The sequence below is a fragment of the Mycobacterium helveticum genome, from assembly GCF_007714205.1.
GTDB classification, from domain to species: Bacteria; Actinomycetota; Actinomycetes; order Mycobacteriales; family Mycobacteriaceae; genus Mycobacterium; species Mycobacterium helveticum.
In genome coordinates this window covers 21,151-47,303 of sequence record NZ_VMQU01000024.1, presented here as the reverse complement: position 1 = coordinate 47,303, position 26,153 = coordinate 21,151, and the positions used below count along the sequence as shown (strand labels likewise).

The 26,153-nt window shown below is 65.0% G+C and carries 24 protein-coding genes and 2 pseudogenes; 10 read left to right on the top strand and 16 right to left on the bottom strand.

Going from position 1 to position 26,153, the window contains the following annotated elements; all coding sequences use genetic code 11:
• The first annotated feature begins 92 nt into the window (after positions 1-92).
• Positions 93-1,168: pseudogene (locus tag FPZ47_RS08085) on the top strand (phosphotransferase).
• A 152-nt stretch (positions 1,169-1,320) separates the two neighbouring features.
• Here the strand turns inward: FPZ47_RS08085 and FPZ47_RS08080 are convergent.
• The 8 genes from FPZ47_RS08080 to FPZ47_RS08045 all read right to left on the bottom strand — a co-directional run bounded on the left by FPZ47_RS08080 (position 1,321) and on the right by FPZ47_RS08045 (position 9,750).
• Complete coding sequence (locus FPZ47_RS08080; RefSeq protein ID WP_246859834.1) at positions 1,321-2,256, bottom strand: PEP/pyruvate-binding domain-containing protein; 936 nt, start codon at positions 2,254-2,256, stop codon at positions 1,321-1,323.
• 96 nt (positions 2,257-2,352) lie between these two features.
• Positions 2,353-2,763: a Zn-ribbon domain-containing OB-fold protein gene (locus FPZ47_RS08075; RefSeq protein WP_144945627.1), complete on the bottom strand. Its 411-nt coding sequence runs from the start codon at positions 2,761-2,763 to the stop codon at positions 2,353-2,355.
• Positions 2,760-3,896 carry a thiolase C-terminal domain-containing protein gene (locus FPZ47_RS08070; RefSeq protein ID WP_144945624.1) on the bottom strand — a complete coding sequence of 379 codons (1,137 nt, stop codon included), beginning with the start codon at positions 3,894-3,896 and terminating at the stop codon, positions 2,760-2,762. The genes FPZ47_RS08075 and FPZ47_RS08070 overlap by 4 nt, the downstream gene beginning before the upstream one ends.
• A gap of 13 nt (positions 3,897-3,909) precedes the next feature.
• A complete protein-coding gene (locus tag FPZ47_RS08065; protein ID WP_144945688.1) occupies positions 3,910-6,060 on the bottom strand; it encodes an acyl-CoA dehydrogenase family protein in 2,151 nt (716 codons plus the stop codon).
• A gap of 19 nt (positions 6,061-6,079) precedes the next feature.
• The gene (locus tag FPZ47_RS08060) at positions 6,080-6,688 is read right to left on the bottom strand and encodes a nitroreductase family protein (RefSeq protein ID WP_144945621.1); all 609 of its coding nucleotides are present in this window, start codon (positions 6,686-6,688) and stop codon (positions 6,080-6,082) included.
• The gene (locus tag FPZ47_RS08055; RefSeq protein ID WP_144945618.1) at positions 6,688-7,053 is read right to left on the bottom strand and encodes a DUF4286 family protein; all 366 of its coding nucleotides are present in this window, start codon (positions 7,051-7,053) and stop codon (positions 6,688-6,690) included. Before FPZ47_RS08055 ends, FPZ47_RS08060 begins: the two co-directional genes overlap by 1 nt.
• Positions 7,054-7,114: 61 nt before the next feature.
• On the bottom strand, positions 7,115-8,131 hold the full coding sequence (locus FPZ47_RS08050; RefSeq protein ID WP_144945615.1) for a 6-phosphofructokinase: 1,017 nt from the start codon (positions 8,129-8,131) through the stop codon (positions 7,115-7,117).
• Positions 8,128-9,750, bottom strand: a complete 1,623-nt coding sequence (locus FPZ47_RS08045; RefSeq protein WP_144945612.1) for a PEP-utilizing enzyme — start codon at positions 9,748-9,750, stop codon at positions 8,128-8,130. The genes FPZ47_RS08050 and FPZ47_RS08045 overlap by 4 nt, the downstream gene beginning before the upstream one ends.
• A gap of 218 nt (positions 9,751-9,968) precedes the next feature.
• On the opposite strand from FPZ47_RS08045, the gene FPZ47_RS08040 reads away from it, so the two are divergent.
• Positions 9,969-10,889, top strand: a complete 921-nt coding sequence (locus tag FPZ47_RS08040) for a TIGR03619 family F420-dependent LLM class oxidoreductase (RefSeq protein ID WP_144945609.1) — start codon at positions 9,969-9,971, stop codon at positions 10,887-10,889.
• Between the two features lie 24 nt (positions 10,890-10,913).
• Here the strand turns inward: FPZ47_RS08040 and FPZ47_RS08035 are convergent, their stop codons facing one another.
• Positions 10,914-12,104 carry a cytochrome P450 gene (locus FPZ47_RS08035; protein ID WP_144945606.1) on the bottom strand — a complete coding sequence of 397 codons (1,191 nt, stop codon included), beginning with the start codon at positions 12,102-12,104 and terminating at the stop codon, positions 10,914-10,916.
• Between the two features lie 166 nt (positions 12,105-12,270).
• On the opposite strand from FPZ47_RS08035, the gene FPZ47_RS08030 reads away from it, so the two are divergent.
• Complete coding sequence (locus FPZ47_RS08030; RefSeq protein ID WP_144945603.1) at positions 12,271-12,861, top strand: TetR family transcriptional regulator; 591 nt, start codon at positions 12,271-12,273, stop codon at positions 12,859-12,861.
• 6 nt (positions 12,862-12,867) lie between these two features.
• Here FPZ47_RS08030 and FPZ47_RS08025 read toward each other — a convergent pair whose 3' ends face one another.
• On the bottom strand, positions 12,868-13,908 hold the full coding sequence (locus tag FPZ47_RS08025) for a spirocyclase AveC family protein (RefSeq protein WP_168209390.1): 1,041 nt from the start codon (positions 13,906-13,908) through the stop codon (positions 12,868-12,870).
• Between the two features lie 160 nt (positions 13,909-14,068).
• Between FPZ47_RS08025 and FPZ47_RS08020 the strand changes: the two genes are divergently transcribed.
• From FPZ47_RS08020 to FPZ47_RS08015, 3 genes are all read left to right on the top strand, one after another.
• Positions 14,069-14,983 carry a spirocyclase AveC family protein gene (locus FPZ47_RS08020; protein ID WP_168209389.1) on the top strand — a complete coding sequence of 305 codons (915 nt, stop codon included), beginning with the start codon at positions 14,069-14,071 and terminating at the stop codon, positions 14,981-14,983.
• A 16-nt stretch (positions 14,984-14,999) separates the two neighbouring features.
• Positions 15,000-15,167, top strand: a complete 168-nt coding sequence (locus FPZ47_RS28305; protein ID WP_168209388.1) for a DUF7156 family protein — start codon at positions 15,000-15,002, stop codon at positions 15,165-15,167.
• A 67-nt stretch (positions 15,168-15,234) separates the two neighbouring features.
• A complete protein-coding gene (locus tag FPZ47_RS08015) occupies positions 15,235-16,092 on the top strand; it encodes a 3-carboxyethylcatechol 2,3-dioxygenase (protein WP_210419859.1) in 858 nt (285 codons plus the stop codon).
• Here FPZ47_RS08015 and FPZ47_RS08010 read toward each other — a convergent pair.
• A pseudogene (locus FPZ47_RS08010) lies at positions 16,079-17,063 on the bottom strand (CaiB/BaiF CoA transferase family protein). The gene FPZ47_RS08015 and the pseudogene FPZ47_RS08010 overlap by 14 nt on opposite strands.
• Positions 17,064-17,375: 312 nt before the next feature.
• Between FPZ47_RS08010 and FPZ47_RS08005 the strand changes: the two are divergent.
• Positions 17,376-18,566: a CaiB/BaiF CoA transferase family protein gene (locus FPZ47_RS08005; protein ID WP_144945600.1), complete on the top strand. Its 1,191-nt coding sequence runs from the start codon at positions 17,376-17,378 to the stop codon at positions 18,564-18,566.
• A 14-nt stretch (positions 18,567-18,580) separates the two neighbouring features.
• Here FPZ47_RS08005 and FPZ47_RS08000 read toward each other — a convergent pair whose 3' ends face one another.
• From FPZ47_RS08000 to FPZ47_RS07990, 3 genes are read right to left on the bottom strand one after another with little or no spacing between them, the layout of a single operon-like run.
• The gene (locus tag FPZ47_RS08000; protein ID WP_144945597.1) at positions 18,581-19,921 is read right to left on the bottom strand and encodes a TetR/AcrR family transcriptional regulator; all 1,341 of its coding nucleotides are present in this window, start codon (positions 19,919-19,921) and stop codon (positions 18,581-18,583) included.
• Between the two features lie 12 nt (positions 19,922-19,933).
• Positions 19,934-20,419 carry a MaoC/PaaZ C-terminal domain-containing protein gene (locus FPZ47_RS07995; protein ID WP_144945594.1) on the bottom strand — a complete coding sequence of 162 codons (486 nt, stop codon included), beginning with the start codon at positions 20,417-20,419 and terminating at the stop codon, positions 19,934-19,936.
• Positions 20,416-20,850, bottom strand: coding sequence for an FAS1-like dehydratase domain-containing protein (locus FPZ47_RS07990; RefSeq protein ID WP_210419858.1), 435 nt, complete (start codon positions 20,848-20,850; stop codon positions 20,416-20,418). The genes FPZ47_RS07995 and FPZ47_RS07990 overlap by 4 nt, the downstream gene beginning before the upstream one ends.
• Before the next feature lie 78 nt (positions 20,851-20,928).
• Between FPZ47_RS07990 and FPZ47_RS07985 the strand changes: the two genes are divergently transcribed.
• The 3 genes from FPZ47_RS07985 to FPZ47_RS07975 are packed head-to-tail and all read left to right on the top strand — an operon-like array spanning position 20,929 to position 24,389.
• A complete protein-coding gene (locus FPZ47_RS07985) occupies positions 20,929-22,392 on the top strand; it encodes an aldehyde dehydrogenase family protein (RefSeq protein ID WP_144945591.1) in 1,464 nt (487 codons plus the stop codon).
• 16 nt (positions 22,393-22,408) lie between these two features.
• Positions 22,409-23,560 carry a Zn-dependent alcohol dehydrogenase gene (locus FPZ47_RS07980; protein ID WP_144945588.1) on the top strand — a complete coding sequence of 384 codons (1,152 nt, stop codon included), beginning with the start codon at positions 22,409-22,411 and terminating at the stop codon, positions 23,558-23,560.
• A gap of 25 nt (positions 23,561-23,585) precedes the next feature.
• The gene (locus FPZ47_RS07975) at positions 23,586-24,389 is read left to right on the top strand and encodes an SDR family oxidoreductase (protein WP_144945585.1); all 804 of its coding nucleotides are present in this window, start codon (positions 23,586-23,588) and stop codon (positions 24,387-24,389) included.
• Positions 24,390-24,419: 30 nt separating this feature from the next.
• Here the strand turns inward: FPZ47_RS07975 and FPZ47_RS07970 are convergent, their stop codons facing one another.
• Positions 24,420-24,923, bottom strand: coding sequence for a cupin domain-containing protein (locus tag FPZ47_RS07970; RefSeq protein ID WP_144945582.1), 504 nt, complete (start codon positions 24,921-24,923; stop codon positions 24,420-24,422).
• 37 nt (positions 24,924-24,960) lie between these two features.
• Positions 24,961-26,043: a Gfo/Idh/MocA family protein gene (locus FPZ47_RS07965; protein ID WP_144945579.1), complete on the bottom strand. Its 1,083-nt coding sequence runs from the start codon at positions 26,041-26,043 to the stop codon at positions 24,961-24,963.
• Positions 26,044-26,153 lie beyond the last annotated feature (110 nt).

Sequence of the window (26,153 nt, the reverse complement as noted above, 5' to 3'; positions counted from 1 at the left end):
GGTCCAGGGATTTTTCCGTGACCCGAATTTGGCCTACATCGCGGCGTGACTCGACTTACTTACGATCGCCTTAGTAAGCCTTGCCCGTCACGCTGCGCTCGCCCACGGACCTGACCTCGCTGCTGCGTCGCCACCGGCCCGCGGTGACGGTCACCGACGTGCGGGTCCCGACCACCTGGCAAGAGACCACCTCACACATCCACCTCGACGTGGACTACGCCGATGACGACACCGGCTTACCTTCAAAGCTTTTCGTCAAGACACAACTTGGCACGGTGCACGATCTTCCCGCCGCGGTCGACGAGTCGCTATCGGAGCGCGGCGGCGGGACGGTTCTGCTGGACGACGAAACGAAGTTCTATCGCAATCATCGCGACGACCTCGACGTCGAGACCATAACGACCTGCTTCGCTGAACATCTCGACGGCCCGTCACAGTTCATGGTGATCGGCGAAGACATCACGATGCGCGGAGCACAGGTGCCCGACGCGGAGGCCGGTCTGCCCGTCGAGCAGGTCGACGAGCTGCTGGCGACGTTGAGCCGCGTGCACGCCCCGTTCTGGGCGAATCCGAGGCTCGATGGGCGTGGCGACCTGGCGTGGCTGCAGCATCCCGTGACCGGTGGGTTCGCAGAATTCCTGCGCACCAACGGTTTCGCGATCATCCGCGCGTTCGCCGACATTCCCTATAAGCGAGAGCTTCTCAAAAAAACCGGCGCCGACATGGACGCCATGGAGGCGGCGTTCTGGACGCTGCAGGACCGGGTGGCTCACGAACCGATCACGCTGTTGCACGGGGACCCGCACCCGCGCAACACATACGTTCTACCGGACGGCCGCGTCGGGCTCCTGGACTGGCAGTTGGTGCGACGGGGTTCGTGGTCCCATGACGTCGGCTCCGCGTTAATCGGCGCGCTGCCGCCTGCTTCGCGTCGCGAGCATGAGCGCGAGCTCCTCGACAATTACAGCGGGCGACTGCTCGTGCCGGCGTCTCGTCGGTGCCGGATCGCGAGCAGATGTGGACCGCCTATCGGCAGAGTCCGGCGTGGGGGTTTTGCATGTGGGCCATTACACCCGATCAGATGTATTCGGTCGAGGTCGTGCGTGCTGTGCTTGGCCGCTTCGCTGAGGCCTACGTGGATCTCGGCACCGGTAAGTTGCTGAGCTGAGGAACGGCACCGTTTCCGAGACGTCGGTCGGACGCCGCGAACCAGGTCGATGAGGCACGAGTAGGGTTGGCGCACAACATCGGTGGGCCGGCCGAGCGCTCACCGGCGTAGTGGTGCAGGACGTTCGGCTCGCGCCATCCTTCGGGCTGGGGCTATCGGTTATTCCAGACCGTCTCCGGTCTGGCCTGCAGCAGATGAACTTCACCGGAGGCATCCACGGCCCACTCGACGTCCACGGCGTACCCGGCGTTCTGCTCAATTTGTAGGGCGAGGCGCGCAACCTGTAGCAGCGTGTCGTCATCGAGGCTGGGTGCGTCGCCCTCGCCGGGGGCGAGATCGACAATCCTGACCGCCCCAGACTCGTACCGATGGGCGCGAGTCTGGCGCGCAATCTCCCGCCTGCGCAAGCATAAGGCGGCCTTATCGACCCAGGCGCTGTCGGTTTCCACATCGCCGTTGACCACGCCTTCACCCAGGCCGAGGGCTGACGCGATATAGATCTGGTCACGGTCTCCCGTCACCGGCTCCAACGTCATCGTCACCCCCGCCGCCACGGCCGGCACCATTTGCTGAACAACCACCGCCATCGCGACATCATCGGAAGCCACGTTGAACCGCCGGCGATACCCGATCGCCCGCGTTGTATACAGACTTGCCCAACAACGGACAACGGCATCAAGCAGCGCGGGCTCACCCTCGATCCACAGATAGGTATCTTGCTGACCGGCGAACGACGCCTCGGCCGTGTCCTCGGCGATCGCGCTTGACCGTACCGCCACTGGTCCGCCACCGATCTGGGCGTAAGCCTCCACAACCTGGACAGCGAGGTGCTCCGGGAGGGCGACATGATCGAATAGCGCGGTGATTGCCGCCGACCTGTCCCGGTCGGTACCCATTGTCGTCAGTAGTTCGGCGATGCGTGGCGCCACTCCAGCGGTGGCAACGGCCTCGCGGTAGGCGCTCACGGTGATTACAAACCCTGGGGGAACCGACAGGCCTTGTTTGGTCAGCGCCCCAAGGCCTATCGCCTTGCCGCCTACCTCGGCCCCTAGCTCCGAACTACAGCGATGCAGCGGAACGACATGCATCGCCATGTGTTCCGCCCGGTGCGTACCTTCTGCCAAACCCCGGTTGTTAACCGTGCCGGCGGGCTTTTGACCAGTTGTCATAGTGGTCGCCTACCTCTACTTGATGACGAATTCAGGTATGCGATAACCGCTGTCGCCGAGGTCGACGATGCGCATCTGCACCGGTTGCCCGATTCGGACATCGGCTGGATCCGCATTGATGACCGCATTGATCCGCAGGCCCGGCTGCTCCACGAGTTCGACGAGCCCGACGACGTAAGGGGGCACGCGGCCGGGAACGAGCGCCTGGCGGACCACAATGTAGCTGAAGATCGTGCCGTCGCCGCTGACTTCCTCGAAGTGTACGGGGCCGCCGGTGTGGCGGCTGCGTTCCAACGGTGGGTGGATCCACTTGCCGGTGTCGTCGCAGCGGCACAGCGTCAACTTGCCGCGCTTCAGACCCTCCCAGTAAGACGCCGTATCGGGGTCAGGTACTGGAACCGGCGCCGCTAGTGCGGGATTCGTCACGGGTGCTCCTTGCTGTAGACGTTCGCACCGCCGAAAGGCCCTCCGCCCGCGGTCACTAATGCCAGTTGAGCGTCCTTGACCTGCCGCACGCCGGCTGCGTGCCGCAGTTGCAGCGCTGCCTCGTAGTGGTGGTTGAGGCCATGGATATAACCTTCGGACAACAGCCCACCGTGTGGGTTGACGACGATGTCACCGCCGTAGGTGGCGCGTCCGGTCGAGAAGAACTTGCCCACTTCGCCTTTTTCGCAGAAGCCGAATCCCTCCATGGTGGCCATCACGGTGTAGGTGAAGCAGTCGTACATGCACGCCACGTCCATGTCGAAGGGACTCAGGCCTGTCTTCTCCCAGATCTTCGGTCCCGCTGTGCGCGAGTACATCTCGGTGGGGTCGTCCCATTCGGTCCAGCCGGAGCCTCCCTGCGAGTTCGACGACCCGACGAGCCACATCGGGGGCTGCTTCGCGTCGCGGGCGATGTCTTCGCCGGCGATCAGCACAGCTACCGCGCCGTCGACCTCCGATGTGCAATCCAGTACCCGGAACGGCTCGTTGATCCAGCGCGCGGCCAGATAGTCATCCATGGTCAGCGGTTCGCGTCGCAAAGCATGCTCGTTGGGCCCCGCATGAGTGCGCTGGGTGATCGCGATGTGCGCCAGATCCTCGCTGGTAGAGCCGTACTCATGCTGGTGACGCCGGGCCCACATCGCGAACCACTGCGGCGGCACCATGAATCCGGAGGCCGTGTCGAACTGGTCGTGGTGCTGCACCTGCATCGGCCCCTCGACGTGACCGAACCGGTAACCCGAGCGGCCGTTGAGTGACCGGTAAACCAGCACGGCCTTGCACATGCCGGCCTCAATCACCGCAGCGGCGGTGGCGATTTGGTCGGCCACCAGGTTGCCGCCACCGTACATGGCATTGGCCCAAGCTAATTCGTCGATACCCAACGCCCACCCGACAAAGATCGGCTGCTCAGAGTCGTTGGCCATAAAGGTGCAGATGCCGTCGATGTCGGTCGGCCTCAGACCGGCATCGTCGATGGCATCGCGACAGGCGGCCACGGCCATGCCGCGGGTCGTGCGGCCGGAGTTGCGGGAATACTCGGTACGGCCGATCCCGACGACGGCACAGGTCATGCGGCTCTCCGATCTACTTTGGCGCCGGATCGCGCGGCAGGCCGAGAATGCGCTCGGCGATCAGGTTTCTGACGATCTCCGACGTGCCGCCCGCGATGGTCAAGCACCGGCTGAACAGGTAATCATGCACAACCTCGGGTTCCTCGCCGAGCAGAACGGCCTGACGGGCAATGCGGAGCCCCAGCTCCGCCACGCGCTGAGCATGCTCCGCTCCAAACAGCTTGGCGATGTTCCCTTCGATTCCGGGCCCGGCGTCGAAGACAGCCCTCGCAGCCTGCCGCAGGTTCAGCGTGGCCAGCGTGTAGGCCTCGATCAACAGCGCACCGACGTCACGCGCGACGCAGGTGTCGTGGGGCCGGTGGCGAGTGAGCAGATCGATCAACGTGTCGGCGGTCATGGTGACCGAGCCACCGCCGATCGACACTCGCTCGTTGCCGAATGCCGCCATCGCCACGCGCCAGCCTGCATTCACCCCGCCGACCACGTTGCGATCGGGCACGAATACGTCGTCGAAAAACACCTCGTTGAACAGCGTTTCGCCGGTGATCTCGGTCAGCGGGCGAATCTGCACCGCCGGATCGGTGAGGTCAATGATCATCGCTGTAATACCCTTGTGCTTGGGTGCATTCGGATCGGTGCGCACGGTGGCCAGTCCGCGCTGGCAGTTCACCGCGTCACTGGTCCACACTTTCTGACCGGTGACCACCCAGCCGTCGTCGACCCGTCTGGCCTTGGTGGCTACCGCCGCCGCGTCCGAGCCGGCGCCAGGTTCGCTAAACAGCTGGCACCACCGCAATTCGCCTTCGAGGCTCGGCCAGATCAATCGCTCGATCTGTTCGCTGCTGCCGTGCTGGAGCAGCGTCGGCACCACCCATTCACCCAGTCCGAGGCTCGGCTTGTCCAGACCGCCCAAGGCGTCCTCGATGATCAACTGCTCGACGCTGTCTGCGCCACGCCCGTACGGGGTGGGCCAATGCGGTTGCAGGTAACCGCTGCGCGCCCATAGTCTTTGGCGATCGTCGGCGTCGGACGCCTCGAGTTCAGAGCGGAAATCCAGTGCGGCCTGGCGATACTGCTCGGCGCCCTGGGGTAGGTCCACCGAGTGCCGCCGACGCATTCCGCTGCCTTGGAGCGCGATAACCTTGTCCTGCAAAGCATCCTGGTCACCAACGAAGGCCTGCAACACGGTGGCCCGCCTGATGTAGAGGTGGGCGTCGTGCTCCCAGGTGTAGCCGATGCCGCCGTGCACCTGCACGTTCTGCAACGCCACCCGCTGATAGGCGGTCAGCGCATGCCCGGCTGCCATCGTCGCGGCCAGCTCAGCCTCCGCGCCAACGGCGCGCGCGGCGTCCCAGGTCGCCGCGACGGCCAGCTCGGTATCCACCAGCATGTTCGCGCAGTGGTGTTTGACCGCCTGAAAAGAGCCAATAGGCCTGCCGAATTGTTCGCGGCTGGCGGCGTAGGCCGTCGCCATCTCGGTACACGCACCCAGCCCGCCAACGGCTTCGGCCGCGGCCAGCAGCCGAAGAATGCGCACCGCTGCCCCGGCGGCGGCCGGGAAGACGTCGGCGACCTGCACGGAGCTCAGGCTGGCCACGACAACCGGTGCAAGTAGCCGGTCCACCGAGTCGACGCATCGTGTACTGACGCCGTCACCGGCCTGCACCAGGACGAGGTCGTCGCCCGCGGGCAGCAGGAACAAGTCTGCGCCCGCCTCGGCCAGTGCCGGCGCCCCGGCGGCCGAGACCTTCGAATCGTGAACAACAACATCGCCTTTGGTGCCAATGCCCGCGGTCACGTCACCAGACACCAGCTGCGGTAACCACCGCTCTCGCTGCCCGTCGGTCCCTACTTCGGCGATCACCGCGGACACTGCGACGGTGGGCAGAAACGGTCCTCCCAGCGCGGCGCGACCGAGCTGCTCGAGCACGATCGTCAATTCAGGCAGTCCGTAACCCTGGCCGTCGAACCGTTCGTCGATGTGCAGGCCAAGCCACCCGGTGGAGACCATCTCTTTCCAGAGTCCGTCGGTAGACCACCACCGACCGCCTTTGTCACGGTCGAGCAGGATCCGGCGTGCACTCACGGTGCCGGCGCGCCCGGCAACCATCGCGCCCGCCACGTCGGCGAGCGCGCGATGCTCCTCGGTTATCGCTAAGGGCATTGGCAGTTCTCCGTTATGTTCACCATGAGTTGCCAAACTGCTCGCGGTGGGTCACCGATGTCGCCGGGCGGCGGCGCGCTGGCGAGAGCTTGCGTGCGGGCGGGCCTACGTAGACCGCCGCCATTGGGATCAGGTTCTGGGGCAGTTGCAGCAGTTCGCGGACGCGATCGACACCGAAGGTGGTCAGGCCGGTAGTCAGACACGAGCCATAGCCGAGGTCGGCAGCGGCGAGCAGCATGTTCTGCACGGCAGGGTAGATCGATGACGGTGCGTAGACCTCTGGCACGCGATCGGTATCGGCGCACACCACCACCACGACCGGCGCCGCGGCGAATCCGCCCTTGTTGAAACCGAATTCAAGGTCGGCGACCAATACCTTGTCCTCAACGCTATGCCTGACGTAGTCGCCGCCGCCCGCGTTCCACGTCTCCGTCCACCAAGCCGCTAGCAGCGCACGGTTGCTCTCGTCGCGGACCACGATGAACGTCCAAGGCTGGGTGTTCTCTGCGCTCGGCGCATGTACCGCGGCCGCCAGCATCTGCTCGACATCGGAGTCAGGTACCTTGCCGTCCGGATCGAAACGCCGACACGCACGCTGGGCGTGGATGCCCGCGAGCAATTCGCCCACTAGCGCTCCGCCAGTTCACGTTCGCCGCGCGGCGCCCATCCGGTGAGGGAAACAGTGGTCAGATCGAGCCACTCCCCCAATGACAGCGTGCCGGCCATCACGCGCTTGAGGAACTGCGCCATGACGATCTCGGGGTCGTCGTCCAACTCGTAGATCACCATGTAACGGTGCGTCGGCGGCGGTAACTGAGCCGGCAGGTCCTCATCGTCGGGCACGTTCAGTTCGGTGATGTCGTAGCGTTGCGCCGCAACGACTCCGGGAACATCGAGAACCTCGGGCACATGTTGGGCGTCGTACCACTTGTTGAAGGCGTCATCTTCGCCTTCGATCGGGTTGGTGAGAGCTATGAACAGGTTCGAAGCCACGCCATACGCCTTTCTCGACGTCCAGGGTCCTTCGCCACACTATGACAGTCGACTGTCATAGTCAACAACGCGGCGGTGCGGTGAGACTCGACCTCTCGAGGTAGGCGTAGCCGGTCTCCCCGCCCCACGTCAGCTCGGCCCAGCTGACGGTGTAGGCCCGCGCCGGATCCACCAGCCCGTAGGGCAGGCCCTCGGCCATCGACAGCCACAGCGACGAGCAGATGGTGCCCGTGATCGGTTGACCGTCGAGCTTGCAGTTAAATTGCTCACCGTCGCGCTGCAACATCGCCGGTGGCGGGATCTCCTCCAGTTCCACGTGTCGCAGTGAGCCGTGGGTTACCGCGTAAGCACCCTGCAGCGTGGTACGCCCATCTCGGGCCCAGTACCTGCAGAACCCGAATGCGCGGCCGCTGGGCATGGCTCCCCCGGCGATGACGTGGCCGCCCCAGTCGGTGAGGGTGTCGGCACCGCGTGGTCCACGCGAATGATCGCGCCAGCCGCCACCATCGAACAGGAACGTCTCCGATCCTACGGTGACCTCGCCGACGACACGGGTGAGCTGCTCGTAGTGTTCTCTGGCCCAGCTCTGTTCGGCCATTCCCGCGCCCGACTCGGTCAGCGGACTGGCCTCGGCGTCCCACACCGGGGTCACACCGTGCACCTCCAGATCTAGCCGGACGTGGGTCTTAGGGCCGTCGGACAACGGAGCGCTGCGCATCGCGTCATAGGTAGACCGCAGACAGAATCCGTCAAAAGTGATGCGCCACTTGACGAACGGCTCTTCACAACGGAAGGCCAGGCTGGCTCCTGCGGGCCGGCGCTCGGGCACAGTGCGGTGATACGCCCACATGGACAAGACTCCCTGGTCCGCGGGCAGCGCGATGAGGACACGGTCCTCCCACATCTCCCACATGTCGGCGACGGTGCCCAGATGCAGCCACATGCCGACGTCGTGCACAGGGTCGTAGGGCGTGAACAGCAGATTTTCGGTCCAGCAAGACACCGGCGGGCAACTGGTCACGACTTGCTCCTTGGCCACGGGCAGACCCGAGGAGAGCGCGCCCGGCTCGACGCTCACTTCTCCACCATGGCCCGAGACCGGACCAGCACCACGATCTCACCGGTGGTCCCGTCCACCCGCACGACGTCGCCGCTGCGTAATGCCCTGGTGCCGTTTCCCGTTCCGACCACGCACGTGATACCGAGCTCGCGCGCGACGATCGCCCCGTGACTGGCGGGACTGCCCATGTCGGTTACCAGGGCACCCGCAAGCGAGACCAAGGCGGTCCAGCCAGGGTCGACGAACTTGCAAACCAGTACCTCGCCGTCGTCGAGGGTGTCGTGAGATTCCGCATCGACCACCACCCTTACGGTGCCTTCGAAGACTCCTGGGCCTGCGGGTGTTCCGTGAACGACGGCATCCGCTGAAGGCGGTTCGCCCGACATCTCGATAGCCTCGGGCATCCCGGTGAAAACCGACGGCACCTCAAGGCGCCGGTACTCCTCGCGCCGGCTTCGACGAAACTCCACCAAATCGCGCACGTTCGCAGGCAGCGGAGCCAGCAGTTCATCCACAGTCAGGTAACAGGCGTCGTTAATCCGATCCAGCGTCCCGGCATCGACCAGCTCAGCACCGAACCCGCCGGCGGCCGCGCGGCATCCATCAACGGCGGTCAGGAACGAGGCCTTGGTCAGTTCCACGGCTCGCACCTGTGCCCCAGTCAATGCCAGCAGCCGGCGCACCAATAGGCGTCGCGCCGGGGGAAGCGTTGAGAGCAAATCGGTCTCGGCGTGCCGGCGCGTCGATGCTGCACGTTCTGCGCGCACCGCCGGGCGGTCGGCCTCGGGTCTGCCGCTGTGGGCGGCGGCAGCACGCAGGACCGCGTCTGGGTCCTCCCGCCATGAATGCCCGATCACATTGCCCTCGTTGGGGCCATGGAACCCGTGCCGAGAAAGAAACTCGTCCACCGTAATCCGTCGGTGCCCCAACGACCACACGTCATCGGCCAATTCGGTTTCGATCACGCCGCCGTACCCGGCCAACAGTGCGGGCACCAGATCACCACGACCCGCCTTGACGGCGATCGATTCGACCTGTGCGCGACACACATTGAGGATCAGCCGGGTACGGACATGTACCCGCATCGCCGCACTGAACCGGTGCGACGAATCAGTCAGCAGAGTCCGCGGATCGGGCCATCGTCCATTTAGCACGGTTGCCCGCCACCAGTTCATCTGGCGTTGGTGTAGACGGACCGGAGCAGACCGCTCTCGCGTCAGCACCAACGGCGCCTTGACGACGACTGCCGGCAACCGGCGGGGGTCGCTACGGGTCGGAGCCGCATCGGGCCGCACTGCGCCCAACAAGTCGCGTTCGAAGTCGTCACCGGTCATTCCGGGCAGCAATCCGGCGAGTTCGCGGGCGCGATCGACGTTCATCGCTTGTCTGCCAAAGAAGCAGGCGGTGCTCCACTGATTCGGGTCGTCGGGTACCCGAAGTGCCGATGACCCCAGCACGCCCAAGTCGTAGAGGCCGCCGCGGGAAGCGAATTCGACGCCGGTCCCCCACAGTGACCAGCACAGCGGGGAGAGGATATCGGGCGTCGCTTCGCCAACGTTCGTCAGAGTCCAGAGGCGATCAGGTTCGCTCCTGCCCCGGATCGGATCGGTTAAGGGCACCGCGGGGCCGGTATGCATGGTTCTCCTGCTCGTATGTCTTGACAGTAGACTGTCGTATCCGCAGACGATTATCGCGCCAGACTAGCTGCTGTGTCGGCAGATTTGAATCTACGGACGCGGCAGCCCCGTGCTTGACTGGCGACAGTAGACTGTCATAATGAGCGGGTCGCGCTCGGCCTGGCGTTGGATCATTCAGTCAACGCTCCGCCAACGGGCATGAAATCGGAAGGTGCCAGATGAGATTCGCCGTGTACCTACCCAACTGCATGCATGTCGCAGCGATCACGCAGCCGTGGGAACACCAGCTCACCGGCGCCGATATCGCGCGAGCTGCCCAACGCGCCGAGCAGCTGGGCTATTCGATGGTGTTCCTGCCCGAACACTTCCTCACCCCGACGGGTCATGTGGAGTTGTCCGGGGACCACTACTTTGACGCCACCACCGCCCAGGCCTTCATCGCGGGCGCAACTTCGACGATCACCATTGGGTCGATGGTCACGATCTTGCCGTTGCACAACCCGATCATCGCCGCGAAACAGATCGCAACGTTCGATTGGCTCAGTGGCGGTCGTGCCCAGACCACTGTCGGTGTCGGTTGGCTCAAGGAGGAGTATGACGCGATCGGCGTCCCCTTCTCCCAGCGTGGCCGTATAGCGGACGAGTGTCTTGAGGCGATGTTCGAGTTGTGGCACAGCGATTCGCCAAGCTTCGACGGCGACTTCGTCAAGTTCGACGACATCGCATTCGGGCCCAAACCAATCTCCAAGCCCCACCCCACGGTGTGGATGGGCGGAGACGCCGACGCGGTGTTGCGCCGAGCGGCCAAATTCGGTGACGGCTGGGCGCCGTGGCTGACCAAGCCCGACGAACTGCCCGCCAAGATGGATTACCTGCGCTCACAACCCGGGTTCGATGATCGGCCGTTCTCCCTGTTCTACAGCCTGGCGGTCCTGTCCATCGGTCAGGAGCACACCGTCGTCGATGACCCCAATGCGCATTTTGGCCAGAGCGCCCAGCAGGTCATCGACAACTGCAACATGCTGGCGGAGCGCGGCGTGACGGACACCTGGGTCAACCCGCCCGCGCTGGAGGGGTTGAATGCCTACCTCGACCACATGCAGTGGGTGGCCGAGGAAATCATCCCGAAGGTCGGATGAGCCTTCGCGCCACGACCGTCAGATCTACTGACCCTGCGATGACGGCTTGATGTTCAGCGGAACCGATTGCAGCGACATCGTCCCAGTCGGCCACGGCATCTGTGGCGGCTTGCCTTGAGCCAGAGTGTATTCGGGTATGCGGGAGTGCCATTCCTCGAGGATGAGTCGGAGTTCGAGACGCGCCAGATGCGAACCCAGACACCGGTGCGGTCCACGACCGAACGCGAAGTGCACAACCTTGCTGTCGAGATGAACCTCATCGGCTTCCTGATACCGCCGCGGATCACGATCGGCGCTGCCATAACTGAGCATGACCGTGGTGTCCTTCGGCACGACCCTGCCCGCCACCTCGACCTCCTCGGTGGTGACACGTGGCGCGAAAGGAACAGGTCCGTCGACGCGCAACATATCCTCGATGAACGCGGGAATGAGCCCGAAGTCGTCCGCGATACGGCGGCGCATCTTGGTGTCGGCCGCGAGCCTGGCCAGAGAAAACCCCACCGCAGAGGTGACGGTGTCGAGCCCGGCCAGCACGAACATGAAACAAAGGCCGAGGATCTCGTTGTCCGACATGCCACCCTCGTCGGTGTCTTGTATCAACTGGGTGAGCATGTCGTCGCCGGTCGAATCGGCGCGCCGCTCTGCGATGTGCTCGGTTAGATAGGTGAACAGTTCCAGCGCGTGAGCCATCACCTCCGGGGTCGCCTCAGTGCTACTCGGATCGGTGAATTGCAGAATCGCATCCTTCCACTGCACCAGCCGGTCGCGGTCCGCCATGGGTAGCCCGAACAGCGTCAAAAACACCTGGGAAGGAAACGGTGTGGCGAGATCGGGCACCACATCGCACTCGCCGCGCGCGACGATGGCGTCAATCAACTCCCCGGCCTGCCTGCGTAATTCGGACTCACGCTCGGCCATCTTCTTGGGGCTGAAGAACGGATCAAGCATTCGGCGGAACCGGGTGTGATCCGGCGGATCTATCGCGATCGGTACCAGCGGGACCGGGCTTCCCAGGCGGTCGAAAGCTTTTGCCGATGAGAAGATCTCAGGTCGCTTGGCCGCGAACTCGACGGCCTCGGCGCTGGTGAGCACGACCTCTTCGCCAGAACTCACCGCCTCGCCGGCCTCCCGCAGTTCCCGCCACGCGCGCGTGCGGTCCTCCGTGAAGGGCAGATCGTTGATGTTCAGCGTTCCGGTGATGCCGAGCTCGGTCATTGAGACCAGATCCTCTCTGCCCGCGCCGGTAAGCGCTCAAATTTCACTATGACAGTGCACTGTCATATATTGGAAGTATCGTTGGTATCACAACGAGTGTCAACGATGTGCCGGCACCCGGAGTCGTTGTACTGTCGAGACACCCAGACTTGAAAGGGGATGGCGGATGGCCCGGGGCGATCGATCACCGCGGGACGCGCATGCGGACCGGATCCGCAATGCTCTGCTGAATTCGGCCCTGAACCTGTTCAGCACCAACGGTTACGACGAGACCACCACGGACCAGATCGCCGAGAGCGTGGGCGTTTCGCCGAGAACCTTCTTCCGCTACTTCCCGACCAAGGAGTCGGTGCTTTTCTTCGGCGAGTACGACTTCATCGACGCCGTGAGCGGGGTCTACCTCGCACAACCGGACAGGGTGTCAGATTTCGAGGCGTTGGCGAATTCCTTCGCGTTGCTGGCGCCCGGCCTCAAGCGCATCCGTAAACGGATCGGGCAGTACCACGACGCTGTCGCGTCGTCGCTCGTGCTGCTAGGCCGCGAGCGGAAAAACCATGAGGCCAACGCCGAGACCGTCGCCAAGGTGATCGCCGAGCGACGCCGATTGCCGGCACCCGACAGCGAATGCCGGCTCTTGGCGGCCGTCGGCATGCTGCTGGTCGAGCGGGCCCTCAACCAGTGGTTGTCGACACCGGGTCGCTCGCTCGAGGACCTGATCCGCCAGGAGTTCGCCGCTCTGCCCGCGGTGCTGAAGTAGCGCGACCTAGCGGTCGCCCAAACGGGTGCCGTCGGGACAGTGTCGAGGTGTGCCTGGTCCGCAAAACTGCGTGCGCAGATAGCTGGGGTAAGTCTGGGTCGGCCCGGCGTAGAAGCCGGCCAGGTTCACCGGCAAGTCGTACACGCCGATCGCCACCACATGTATAAAGCCGGTGACCGCCAGCGCCCTGAGAAGTCCTCTAACCCGGGGTCCGGCCCGCCGCAGGGTCTCCACGCCCGCCTCGACTCGGATCTGGCCTTTAGGGTTGCGAAAGAACATCAGTGCACCACTCGAACTGAGCACCAAAGACCACAGGATGGGCCCGTAGAGCGGTATCTGGACGGTCTGCCCCGCCCACAGCGTGACACCGGGAATCGACGCCGGATATCCGAGCAGACCGTGGCGCACCGCAAAGATCTCCAGCGGAAACTCGATGACGTAGACCGCGAGCCAACCGGCGCAGAAGGTGCGGACGGGTCCCAGCACCGGCCACCTGCGGCGAGCGCGACCCATGGCCCAGCGGGCGATAGAGCCCATCGCTAGCGGCATCCAGATGTAGATCATTCCGATCATCAGCACCGGCTCGGCCATCAATCGGCCGTCCGGGCTCAACCAGCCGGGGATGTTCTGTGTCCAGTTACCGAAGTTGACCAGGCCGGCGTTGTAGAAAAGCACCGGCTGAAACCAATTGATCAGGGGATCGTGCCACCACGCGATCGCCGAGCCGATCACGATGGCGGCTTCGACGCAGAGTTGACGCTCGCGCAGGCTCTTGCGGATCACGTAGATGATCGCGGCCAGCGCCATTATGGGGCAGGCGATTTGGAAGGCGGTCATCGCCCACCGGGTGGATCCGGGGATCGGGTCGGGACTCGGATTCACCGGAGTCGCATTGCCCGACACGATCCATGAGATGTAGACGTAGGCGGCGACGACGACGCATACCGCGCCGAGGCTCGACCAGAACAGCACCGGCCGAATGGTCTCGATCCGCGCGGGCTCGTTGACCGACGGCTCCGCTTGCCGAGGCGACTTCAGATCCGTCACTGCGCGGCTCATTTGACCCCGACTTAATCAAAGTTGGCAGTTCACTGTCAAGTGTCAATGTCGGTAGCTCATCGTAGCTTCACGTGACAAATCGGGAGATAGCGAACTAGGTTGGACAAGTACTTGATCCCTCTCCCCACGTACTCGTTGAGAGGCTACGATGCTTGCCGCCACGTCGCAGTTGGAGCCGCCAGCAACCGTCAATCCATCCGGTGTGTGGTTCTTCAATTGGGTGATACCGATCGTCGGCAGCATCTTCATCGTTCTGGCGATCGCCGACGTCATCCGGCGGCGACGCCTGACCTGGGGATTCCTTTTCCTGTTCAACAGCCTCGCGGTGTATTGGATGGAGACCATCGGGGACTGGGGCCAGATGCTCTTCTACAGCCCGGCGTTCGCCCAGCACCATCTGCTCGAATGGCTACCGATCAAGACCCCTAACGATCCGTTGTTCATGCCGTTCGCCTACGCGGTGTACTGGGGAGTGCACGCGCTCCTGGTGTTGTGGCTGAGTCAATGGGTGTCCGCGCGGTTCGGCTGGAGCATGCTCAAATCCATGCTGGTGCTGGCGATTCCGGTCAACTACGTCTGGGACTTCGCCGTCGAGGGCACCGCCACGGCAATGGGATGGTGGACCTACGATCCCGGCATCGGGCCGGTTCTGGAGTGGGGCAACGGCGGTCGCATCACGTTGCTCTGGACCATCGGCATCATGTGCGTGTGGCCCAACCTGATCGCCTACTGGGCCGGTAAGCCACCGATACGCGGCCTCAACCATTTCGAGCGATTTTGCCGATTGGATCGTTTCACGATCCCCCGAACCGCGTCACATCCGCCCGACGACACCGAAAGTCGCGGCGGGACCGCCGTTGCCACCCAGCGATTAACCTTGACCAAGCAGCAAGAATTCGACGATTACCTCAACTACGTCGTGACAATTCCGCGATGGCAATTCGAAGCCATGCGACTGGGCGCCTGGTTCGTCGTCTTCCAGATCACCTTCTTCGTGTTCCTGATCATTCCGCTCGTGGTGTTGCGCACCGTGACCGGCGCGGACAGCCCCTACATCCCCTGATCGGAAAGGAATCCTGGTGGCAAGCGACCGCATGAAAAACCTGCCCGCTGAATTCTTTCTTCCCCCGCAGACCGATGCCGGTCTGCGGAGAGAAACCGGCCGGCTTGTCGCGGCATGCGTGGCGTTCATCGTCATCCTGGGCGTCATCGCGGCGCTCACGCAGGGCGTCGTGCTGAAGGTGTGAAGCGGGGGCTTTCGCCGTGGCAGCCAAACTCATCTAACATGAGTGTCACTTCTACCGGAGGTGATGAATGACGCCGGAGCGACTGGTCGTCTGCGCGAGCCACAGCCCGGGCAAGGAACGCGATGTCGAACACGCCTTCGGTCGCCGGTTCCGCTCGGCACTGACGTCGGCGGCCGAGCGCGCGCAACTGTTCGATCCCGACGTGGTCATCGTGTTCGGCGGTGACCACCGTCGCGCGTTTCGCCACGTGGTGCCCGCCTTCGGGGTTGCGCTGTCCGCGTCGATTCTGGCCGAGGGCGGCCATCCGGCCGGCGACCTGGACGTCCCGTCCGCGCTGGCACGCGGATTGTGTGAACACTTGCTGTCGGCGGGATTCGATGTCGCCGCATGCCGTGACATCGGGCTCGATCACGCGTTCGCTCAACCTGTTCGGGACCTTCTCGGCGAGTTGGCGGTCAAGCCGGTCATTCCGGTGCCGGTGAACTGTGCCACGGCTCCGCTGCCGACGGGCCGTCGGGTCGCAGAATTCGGCGCGGAGGTTGGCCGGTTCCTCGACGGGATCGCTGAGCGGGTGCTGGTGATCGGCACCGGCGGGTTGTCACATTCCCCGCCAAGTTTGGAGGTCGACACGTACGACCTCAGCGACGAAGACCGGGCACGGATCATCGCCGAGGGTATGGCGGACGCGCGCACCAAGATCCGTCCCGATTGGGACGCCGAAGTGTTGGATGCCATGTCGAATTGGGATGTCGCCGCGTTTATTCGACTCGTCGACACTGCCCACGTCCGTGCGGGCGCGGGCGCCAACGAGGTCAGGACCTGGCTTGCCGCAGGCGCCGCGGGCGGGGGCCGGCCGGTAACTCCGATGGTCTATGAGCCTGTGCCGGAATGGATCACCGGGATGGCCGTAGCTACGTCAGCGTGACCGAGGGCGCCACGCGCGCGGGTCGCGGTTGCGCGGCCGGGGTTCGGGAGAAGCGCGGCGCGGATGCCGGTTGGCGGATCCCGTCGACGTCGATGAATACGTCGCGTGCCCGCATATGCGGATCGTCGATCGCCTCGGTCGCGGTCAGAACCGGCGTAACACATGCGTCGCTTTCCGAGAAAACCCGCGCCCAGTGGTCCCGAATTTCCTCCCGGAATTTGTCCGACAGGACATCCCGCATCGCGGGCCAGCCGGCACGCTCCCGTTGCGGGCCCAGAGTGTCCGGGTCGATCTTAAGTAGCCGCAGCAACTCGGCGAAGAAGGCCGGTTCCAGCGCACCCACGGCGACGTAGCCACCGTCCGCGCATTCGTAGGTGCGGTAGAACGGCGCCGAGCCATCAAAGATGTTGTCACCCCGCCCGCCTGACCACCGGCCGTCGCCGAGCATCGCCCACAGTATGTGGCCCAGCATCGGGGCGCCGTTGACGATCGCGGCATCGATCACCTGGCTCGCCCCAAGGAGTGCCGCTCCAGTAAGGCGGCAAGGACGCCGACGACCGCGAATAGCGAGCCTCCACCGTAGTCGCCGACCAGATTCAAAGGTGGCGCCGGCGGACGATCCGGGTCGCCCATGGCGTGAAGCAACCCGGTAAGGCCAACGTAGTTGATGTCGTGGCCGGCCTGTCGAGCACGGGGACCGGTCTGTCCCCATCCGGTGATGCGGTGTAAACCAATCGCGGGTTGCTGCGGCAACATTCGTCAGGTCCGAGGCCGAGGCGTTCGACGACGCCGGGTCGGAACCCCTCGATGAGAACGTCAGCCTCGTCGATGAGGCGGCGCACCCCGTTCAGCTCGGCGGCGTCTTCGAGATCGGCGGAAACGATCCGGCGCCCACGCAGCTGGGCGCCCCCGCCATCACCCCCGGGCCGCTGAACCCGCGTCACTTCGGCACCGAGGTCGGCGAGCAACATCGCGGCGTGCGGCCCGGGGCCCATGCCCGCGAGCTCGACGACCTTGACGCCGTTCAGAGGACCCACCGGTGCCTGCGGGCAGCTGTCTGACACCTGATGAGCCTAGCGAAAGGATCTGACACTGCGTACACGTGGTGCTGTCCTTTTGTGCACGCATCAAGGGGGAACCTAGGTCATCCTGATATCGTTTCTGACGTAACCGTCATCTAATCCTCGGGGGTCCTGCTCTGTGTGCGTCCGCGATTCGGCTAGTACCGCCAACTACGAGACGGGCGGTTGGACCGGTGAGCCGGCCCGGAATTCGCCGCCGACATGACGAATACGCCGCTGGCCGGCATCACCGTCGTGAGCCTTGAGCAGGCGGTCGCCGCGCCGTACGCCACTCGTCAACTGGCGGACCTCGGCGCACGGGTGATCAAGGTCGAGCGTCCGCAGGGCGGCGATTTCGCCCGCGGCTACGACAGCACGGTGCGCGGGGAGTCGAGTTACTTCGTCTGGCTCAATCGCGGCAAACAGTCGTTGACTGTCGACCTCAAGCAGCCCGAGGGCAGACACGTCGTTGAGCGTCTGCTCGAGTGCGCCGACGTGCTGGTGCAAAACCTGGCGCCCGGCGCCGCGGCTCGGGTGGGATTGGACGCCGGATCGGTGGCGCGCGCGCACCCACGGACCATCACGGCGACCATCAGCGGCTACGGGCAGGACGGACCGTGGCGCGATCGGAAGGCCTACGACCTTTTGGTACAAGCCGAGGCGGGGTTGTTGTCGGTGACCGGTTCGCCGGCGGAGGTGGCGCGCACCGGTGTGTCGATCGCCGATATCGCCGCCGGCATGTTCGCCTTTTCCGGAATCCTCACCGCGCTCTACACCCGTGCCACAACAGGTTCGGTCCATCCGGTGTCGGTGTCGTTGTTCGATGCGTTGGCCGAATGGATGTCCCAGCCGCTCTACTACGGCCGCTACGGCGGAACGGTGCCGCCGCGCACGGGTGCGCGGCATCCGACGATCGCCCCTTACGGCCCATTCACCGCGGGCGACGGCGGCACCGTGTTGCTCGCCGTGCAGAACCCGGCCGAATGGCAGCGGCTTTGCGAGATCGTCCTGGAGCGAACGGATCTCGTCACCGACCCGCGGTTCGCGACGAACCCGCATCGGGTAGCGCACCGTGACGAGTTGGAGGCGATCATCAGCTCAGTAGCGGCGCGGCTGAGCGCCGAGGAACTCGAAGAGCGCCTGCAGAGCGCCGGCGTGGCACACGCACGTATGAACGGTGTCGACCAGTTGTGGTCGCATCCCGTGCTCGTCGGAAGGAATCGGTGGCACGAGATTCAGACGCCCGGCGGCCCGGTCGCCGCGCTGCCGCCACCCACGGGCCTGGCCGGCGTCGATCCGGTGATCGGCGACGTGCCCGCGCTGGGCGCGCATAACCGAAAGATACTGCGCGAGTTGGGATATTCGGCGCAGGCGATCGACGAACTCATCGCCGCTGGTATTACGACGGCATAGCGGCAGGACTCGTACTACTTTGCGCGGCCGAAGAAACCGCGGTGGATGCAAGCCATCAACACATCGACGAGCTCGTCGTCGTCAATCGGTTCGGGCAGATCCAGAGCGGCCTGCGGCACGCGGGTGACGAGCGCACGCAGGATCAGTGCGGAGACCACCGGGTCGAACGGATACCGACCCGGTCCGCGGATCAGCATCCTGGCCGCGCCGATATCCATCTGCACCTGTCCGTTCTCCCCGATGCTCACGATGGTGGGGTCGTCGGTGGCGCCCTCGGCCCACGCTTCGATGCATCCCGAATACTTGTCGTAGAACTCCACGTAGGTACCCAGCCAATGCCGCAGCGTCGACTGCTTGGCCACCGGATCGACGTCGGCGATCCGGTGGGCGAACGCCGTTCCAGTGCCATAGATTTCGGCGGCCACGGCGGCGAGCAGGTCCTGCTTGTCGCTGAAGTACTTGTAGAACGTGCCCCGCGCCACGCTGGCCGCCTCGACGATGTCGTCGACACTGGTGCTGCGATAGCCGCGAGCCCGGAACTGGGCGGCGCCGGCATCGGCCAACGCGCTTACGGTGCTGACGGCGCGCTTGCTGAGGCTGGTGGTGCGTTCGCTGATCGAGAGCCCCGCGACGTCTGGCGCCGGGGGCACCTTGAGGGCGTCGATCTCGGCCGACGGATCCGTGCTGGCGTGCAAAGGGAGTGAGCGCAGCACCGATCGTGGGGTGTCGGGGAACAACATCAGCTGCAGAAATACCGACAACGTGTCGACCGCATCCTTGGCGCTACGGCCATAAGCGCGGTCGGTATGGACAAACAGATTGATGCGGTGCACCAGTGCGGTCATGATCATGGCCGCGACCTCCGGGTCCAGGCCTTTGAGTCCGGAGCCGGCGAGCCGCTCGGCGAGTCGGTGGTTGTAACCGCGCACGAATCGGGTGATTTCGGGACGCACCTTGGTATCCGACGAGGCGATAGCCGTCCACTGCACGAACATCGTGGAGTACTTGTCGAATACCCAGCTCCATTCGCCCAGCCACCAGTTCAGGTTGTCGAAGCCCACCTCGTCGGGTCCGAGCGGACCGATGCGCCGCGCCACCCGGAACAACGCACTGCCGCATTCGTTGAGCAGCTCGAGGAAGATCTCGTCCTTGCCCTTGAAGTACTGATAGAGAGTGGCCCGGGACACTCCGGCCGCTTTGGCTATCGCGTCGACCGACGTGTCGAAGTACCCGATTCGGCCGAACAGGTCCAACGAAACCTCGGCGATGCGACCCCGGGTGGTGGCGCCGCGAGCACCCACTGCGGGGCTGGAGGGACCGTAGCTGGCCCGTCGGACGATCGAGGCTTCGGACATAGTGTTGCCAGCCTATGGCCGATCGGCCTCACCCGCGTCGCATCGAGCGGTGTTTTGGAGGTGGACGAACTCGGCGGTGCCGGTGATCGCAACGCCGCCCGTCTGCCGGGTAGCGGTCAACTCCACGACGAGGCGTTCGCCGGCATGTTCCGCCGATACCGCGGTCACAGTGCCCGAGCAGGTCAATACGTCACCCGGCCAGACCTGCTCGCGGAAGCGGACGCCAAAACGGCGCACGGCGCCGGCGCCCAGCCAGTCGGTCGCAAACCCGGCCAGCAGCGCCGCAGAGAACATGCCCTGGGCGAATACCGAGGGGTAGCCCGCGGACTGCGCGAACTGGTCGTCGTAATGCATGGGGTTGAAGTCGCCGGACGCGCCGGCGTAGCGCACGAACATCTGCCTGGTCAGCGGGCCGAACTCGCGCACCGGCGCCCGCATACCCGCCCTCCATGCGGTGGCAGCCGCCATCCGTGCCGCGCTCCCGTCGCCGGGGCTCATCGCGGGGCCGTCTCGATGAACGTGGCTCTGGCCTCCGCGACGAGCGCTCCCCCAGCATCGCGGTACTCGGTGAGCACCGTGGCGAAGCGCATTGTGCCCCCTCGCTTTCCGGGTTTCGAGTACCGATCGACGACCCTTTCCCGTGCGGTCAGGACGTCCCCGGCGGCGGGCAGGTCACCGTGGAAGATGTATTCCTGCTCGCCGTGCAGTAGGCGCTTGCGGTCGAAGCCCACGTCCACCCGGACGCCAGCCGGTGCCCAGCGACCGGCGGTGGTGAGGAATGTCGGCGGAATGATCGCTGCCGGACCGCGGTAGGCGGGGTTGTCGCACGACATGGCCTCGGCGAACTCTGCGATCTTGCCACGCTCGACCACCAGCTCCCACGACCCTCCGGCACGGCCCTCGGCGCCACTGTCGGGCGATGCAGTCATAGTGACCAATACTGTCAGAAAATATGAAGAACGGAAACCGAAATATCGCTTCGACACCAATGAGCTGCTTGTCCAAAGATGACATTGCTGCCAGAATCGGTGGCCATGGTCGAGTTGGCGGCAAGCTATGTCGCGGGCAAATGGGTGTCGTGCGCGCACGCCGGGAAGCTGGATGTGACGTCGCCGACCACCGGTCAGCACCTCGGCACCGTGGGTGTTGCCGGCCCGCAAGAAGTGGACGCCGCGGTCGCGGCCGCCCACGGCGCGCTGGGGCCGTGGCGGCGGGTCTCTCCCGCGGATCGCGGTGCCGCGTTGGGGCGACTGGCGGACGCACTGAACGCCCGCAAGGGTGAACTGGCAGACCTGACGACCGCCGAGATCGGCTCACCACGATCCTGGAGCACGTTTGGTCAGGTCATCACCGCGGTCGGCGTGCTGCGCGCCTACGCGTCGATCACGCCCGACTATCCCTTCTCCGCCACCCGTCCCTCGATGACGGGCGGCACCGTCGAGGTGCGTCAGCTCCCCGTCGGAGTGGTGGGCGCGATCGTGCCCTGGAACACGCCGTTGTTCATCGCCGCGTTGAAGCTCGCTCCGGCCCTGGCGGCCGGCTGCACGGCGGTGCTCAAGCCGGCGCCCGACGCCCCGCTCGAATTCGGTGTGCTGATGGAGGCGATCGAGGAAGCCGGGTTGCCCGACGGAGTCGTCAATGTCGTCAACGGCGGCGCCGTAACCGGTGAGCTGCTGACGGAACATCCAGGGGTCGACAAGGTCAGCTTTACCGGTTCGACGGCCGTCGGCGCCAGGGTCGCGGCGTCGTGCGGCTCCCGAATCCGCCGGTGCAGCACCGAACTGGGCGGCAAGTCGGCGGCGATCGTGCTGGCCGACGCGCCGCTCGAAACGACGGTGCCGGGTTTGGTTGCCGGCGTGATGGGCAACAATGGTCAGCTGTGCGCCGCGCTGACGCGAATTTTGTTGCCGCGGAGCCGGTACGACGAATTCGTGGACGCACTTAGCGCCGCCGTCTCCGGGCTGAGAGTCGGGGATCCCGCCGATCGGGCCACCGACATCGGTCCGCTGATCAACGAGGCCGCGCGCGACAGGGTCGAGGGGTTCCTGCTGCGCGCGCCAGGCGAGGGCGCCACCGTCCTGGTTAGAGGTGACCGGCCCGACGGCGCAGGCTGGTTCGTCTCACCCGCGCTCGTCGCCGCGACCAACGACATGGAGATCGCCCGCGAAGAGGTCTTCGGCCCGGTCGCGGTCGTGATCGCCTACGACGACAGCGGCTCCGACGACGCAGCCGAGGCGGTGGCCACCGCCAACGACTCCCGTTACGGGCTGGTCGGCGCGGTGTGGTCCGCCGACGACGAACGGGCGGCGGCAGTGGCGACCCGGCTGCAAGTAGGTTCGGTGGCCGTCAACTCGACCGCCGTGCTCGACTTCGCCAGCCCGTTCGGTGGATTCAAGCAGTCCGGGATCGGGCGTGAAGGGGGCCCCGAGGGCATCGCAGGCTTCGTCGAATACCAGGCCATCATTCGTTGAGCCGAAAGGGGCTTCAGTGCAGACGCAGGCGGCGGTCCTGTTCGAACGCAACACACCATGGTCCGTCGAGACCATCGACCTCGACGCGCCGAAGGCGACCGAGGTATTGATCGAACTACACGCTTCGGGCATGTGCCACTCCGACGACCACCTCGTCACCGGCGACATGCCGATCCGGTTGCCGTGCATCGGCGGCCACGAGGGTGCGGGCGTGGTCAAGTCCGTCGGTGAACACGTGTCGTGGTTATCGCCGGGCGACCACGTCGTGTTCAGCTTCATTCCGTCGTGCGGCCGGTGTCCCTCATGCTCGACAGGGCATCAGAGCCTGTGCGACCTCGGCGCAAAGATCTACTCGGGCATGCAGATTCACGATGGAACCGCCCGCCACCATCTCGGTGGCGAAGACCTCGCGCTGGCCTGCGGCGTCGGTTCTTTCGCGCACCACACCGTGGTGCACGAGGCGAGTTGCGTGAAGGTCCCAGACCACTATCGCCTCGACCTGGCCTGCCTTCTCGGCTGCGGCTTCATCACCGGTTGGGGATCATCGGTGTACGCCGCCGAGGTCCGGCCGGGCGACACGGTCGCCGTCGCCGGCGTCGGAGGCATCGGCGCCGCGGCGGTACAGGGCGCCCGGCTCGCGGGTGCCCGCACGATCACGGTCATCGACCCTTCGGAGTACAAGCGGGCCGAAGCGGTGAAGATGGGGGCCACGCATACCGCAGCGGACTGGGACGAGGCCAAAGACGTTATCGCCGAGGCTACCTGGAACCGCGGCGTGGACAAGTTCATCTGCGCCATGGGAGTCGGCGACGGTCAACTGGTCGGCAGGGCGCTGACGATGACGGCAAAGCGGGGCCGGTTGGTGGTCACCAACATCCACCCGATGCTGGAACGCGAGATTCGTGCCAACCTGATGGACCTCACCCTGACCGAAAAGCAGATCATCGGAACCCTTTATGGCTCGGGCAATCCGCGAGCCGACATCCCGAAAATCCTCGAGTTGTACAGCGCCGGGCAGGTCGACCTCGAATCCATGGTGACCCGCACCTATCCGTTGGAGAAGGTCAACGACGGCTACGCCGACATGCACGCCGGCGCCAATATCCGGGGCGTACTGATCTATCCGCCCGCCGGGGGACTTCTCGCCGGAGAAGGTCGTGACCAGTAGACGTCTCGCGGGCAAGGTGGCGCTCGTGACCGGCGCAGCCAGGGGTCGCGGTCGAAGCCACGCGCTGCGCTTGGCCTGGGAAGGCGCAGACGTCATGTTGGTGGATCTGTGCGACAACATCCCGTCGTGCGACTATCCACTCGCGACGAGCGAAGACCTCGACCGCACCGCCTCCATGATCGAGAAGCTCGACCGAAGAGCGGCGGTGTATCGGTGCGATGTCTGCGATCGAACCGAAATGGAGATCGCCGTCGACACCGCGGTGCGGCAACTCGGCACGCTCGATGTCGTCGTCGCCAACGCCGCCATTGCCCCGACTCGGCCGGACGCCCCAATCGCGGCCTTCATAGACACCTTCGACGTCGACTTCATCGGGGTGGTCAACACTTTCAGTGCCGCGATGCCCCGGTTGGTCGAAGGCTCGTCTCTCATCGCTTCTGGTCCCACATACTCCCCGCAAGGACCGTTTTTCGATCGACCGCAGGGGCTCGGTGGAGCAGCATATGAGCTCGCCCAGTCGATGGTCTCGCAGTACGTGAAAACGCTGGCCAACCAACTAGCGCCACAGGGCATCCGGGTAAACACCGTCAGCGGCGCGAAGGATGCCGGCGATGTGCGGCGTGCCGGACGGTTGCATCGGCCCGTCATGCTCGACGTGGATAGCAGAGGCAATCACGCTGGCGCGGCTTCGCTTTCGACGATGTTATGGCCGGCTGCGACCTGGGCTGACACCGACGCATCCGCTGCGGTGGCGTTCTTGGCAGCGGACGAATCGCGAGCGATAACCGGCCGACACGTCACGGTCGACGCCGGCTCGTCCCTCAACTAGCTCCGACGACGAGCACGACACCCGAGCGGCTCAGGTCGACGCCTCCCAGTTGGTGGTCGATGAGGTGAATGGCACACCTAGTTTGGCGAGTATCCACGGCGGCAAGCGTTCTGGCATCGGTAAGGGTACCGACCGGGCGCCACGCGCCTCGAGCAACGCCTCGTACGCGGTGGTATCGCCACTGAACGGTTGTCCCTCACCGGCGATGAACCCGTACAGTTCGCATCCTTCAGGGCCAGCCTCCCAGGGTCCGAACACGTCCCCCCACTCGAGCATGATGTGCGTACCAGCGCGGGCGACTACGTCGCCGCAGCGGATCTCACCGGCCAGAATGAAGTTGCTGTGATCGCCGGTGTGACCGTGCTGCGAGGAGATGGCACCCGGATCCCACTTGTTCCAGAACGCGAAGTAACGGGGCGAAAGCTCGATCCACTTCTCCCAGATCGACGCCGTGCGACCATCGGCGAACTCGTAACGCAGCATTTCCTCGGCCGGTATATCGTCGAGATGCTTGATCGACGGTCCACCTTTCATCGGGCTGTTCCCTTCCTTTGATCGCTCGACCCGCGCCTCAGGCCTGCACGGGCTCCCAACCACCGCCTTCAGATGAGCGATGCGCCGCATCGATCACCGCGAGCGAGAGCAAACCGTCCTCGAAGGTGGCCGCGCCGCTCGGGCCGCCGTCGAAGGCGGGCAGCCAATCCTGCAGCATCAACGCCATCGCCCTGCTGGCGTGGCCCGCCAGCCCCCCGGGCAACCGCTCAGGGTGCGCGGGCTCACGCTCATCAACCGTCAGGGGACCCAATCCCGCATCGGTGGCGGCGCCGAGGCGATATTCCGCAGAACGCAAGTCGCCGTCGCCGATGATGGTGCCATCGGAACCGAACAATTCGAGACGATAGTGATCGGCGTGGGCGCCCATGACCGTGAGGCTCAACACGACGGTGACCCCGGACTCCATACGCATCAGCAGCGCCGCGGTGTCGTCGGCGGTGACGTTCAGGGTTGCACCGTCAGGCAGTTGGCGGACGGGGTCGCTGGTACGGACCTCGGCGCACACCGACATCGGGCGGCCCAGCAGGCTGCATAGGAAATCGAGGTCGTGCACCAGCATGCCGGCAAGATAGCCGCCGCCCTGCTCGCGGTCATACATCCAATGGGCCTGCAGCGGATGACTCGGATGCCAGTAGGACGCGCTGCGACTGGCCCGCGCAAAGTACTGCGAACCGAGGAAACCTGAGCGCACCCGGTCGGCGACGGCCAACCAGTCCGGATTCCAACGGTTTTCGAAGCAGCAGGCGGTGGGCAGGTTGGAGTCCGCCGCGGCGCGCACCATGTCGCGGGCAGCCTGCAGGTCACCCGCCAGTGGCTTCTCGCACAGCACGGGCTTGCCTGCCTCCAGTGCGGCGAGTGCCATCTCGTGGTGCAGCACGGTAGGGGTCGCGACCGAGATCACGTCAAGGTCGTCGCGGGTGACGAACGACCGCCAATCGGTGGAGGTCTGTTCGATGCCCAGCTTGCGGGCCACGCGTTCCAGACGCTCGGGTGTGCGCGCACACAGCGCGACGGGTTCGAAGCCCTTGGCCGCCCGAAAACCGGGTACTTGGACGTGTGCGCCCCATCCCACGCCAATGATGCCGACTCGCAAGGTCATCTGCTCTACTCCCTCCGCCCGGTGACACTGATGTTAGATGCGCCGGGCAATCAACAGAAAATTACGGCCGTTGCCCGACCTTAACCCGTACCCGGCGTTGCTTGTAAGTG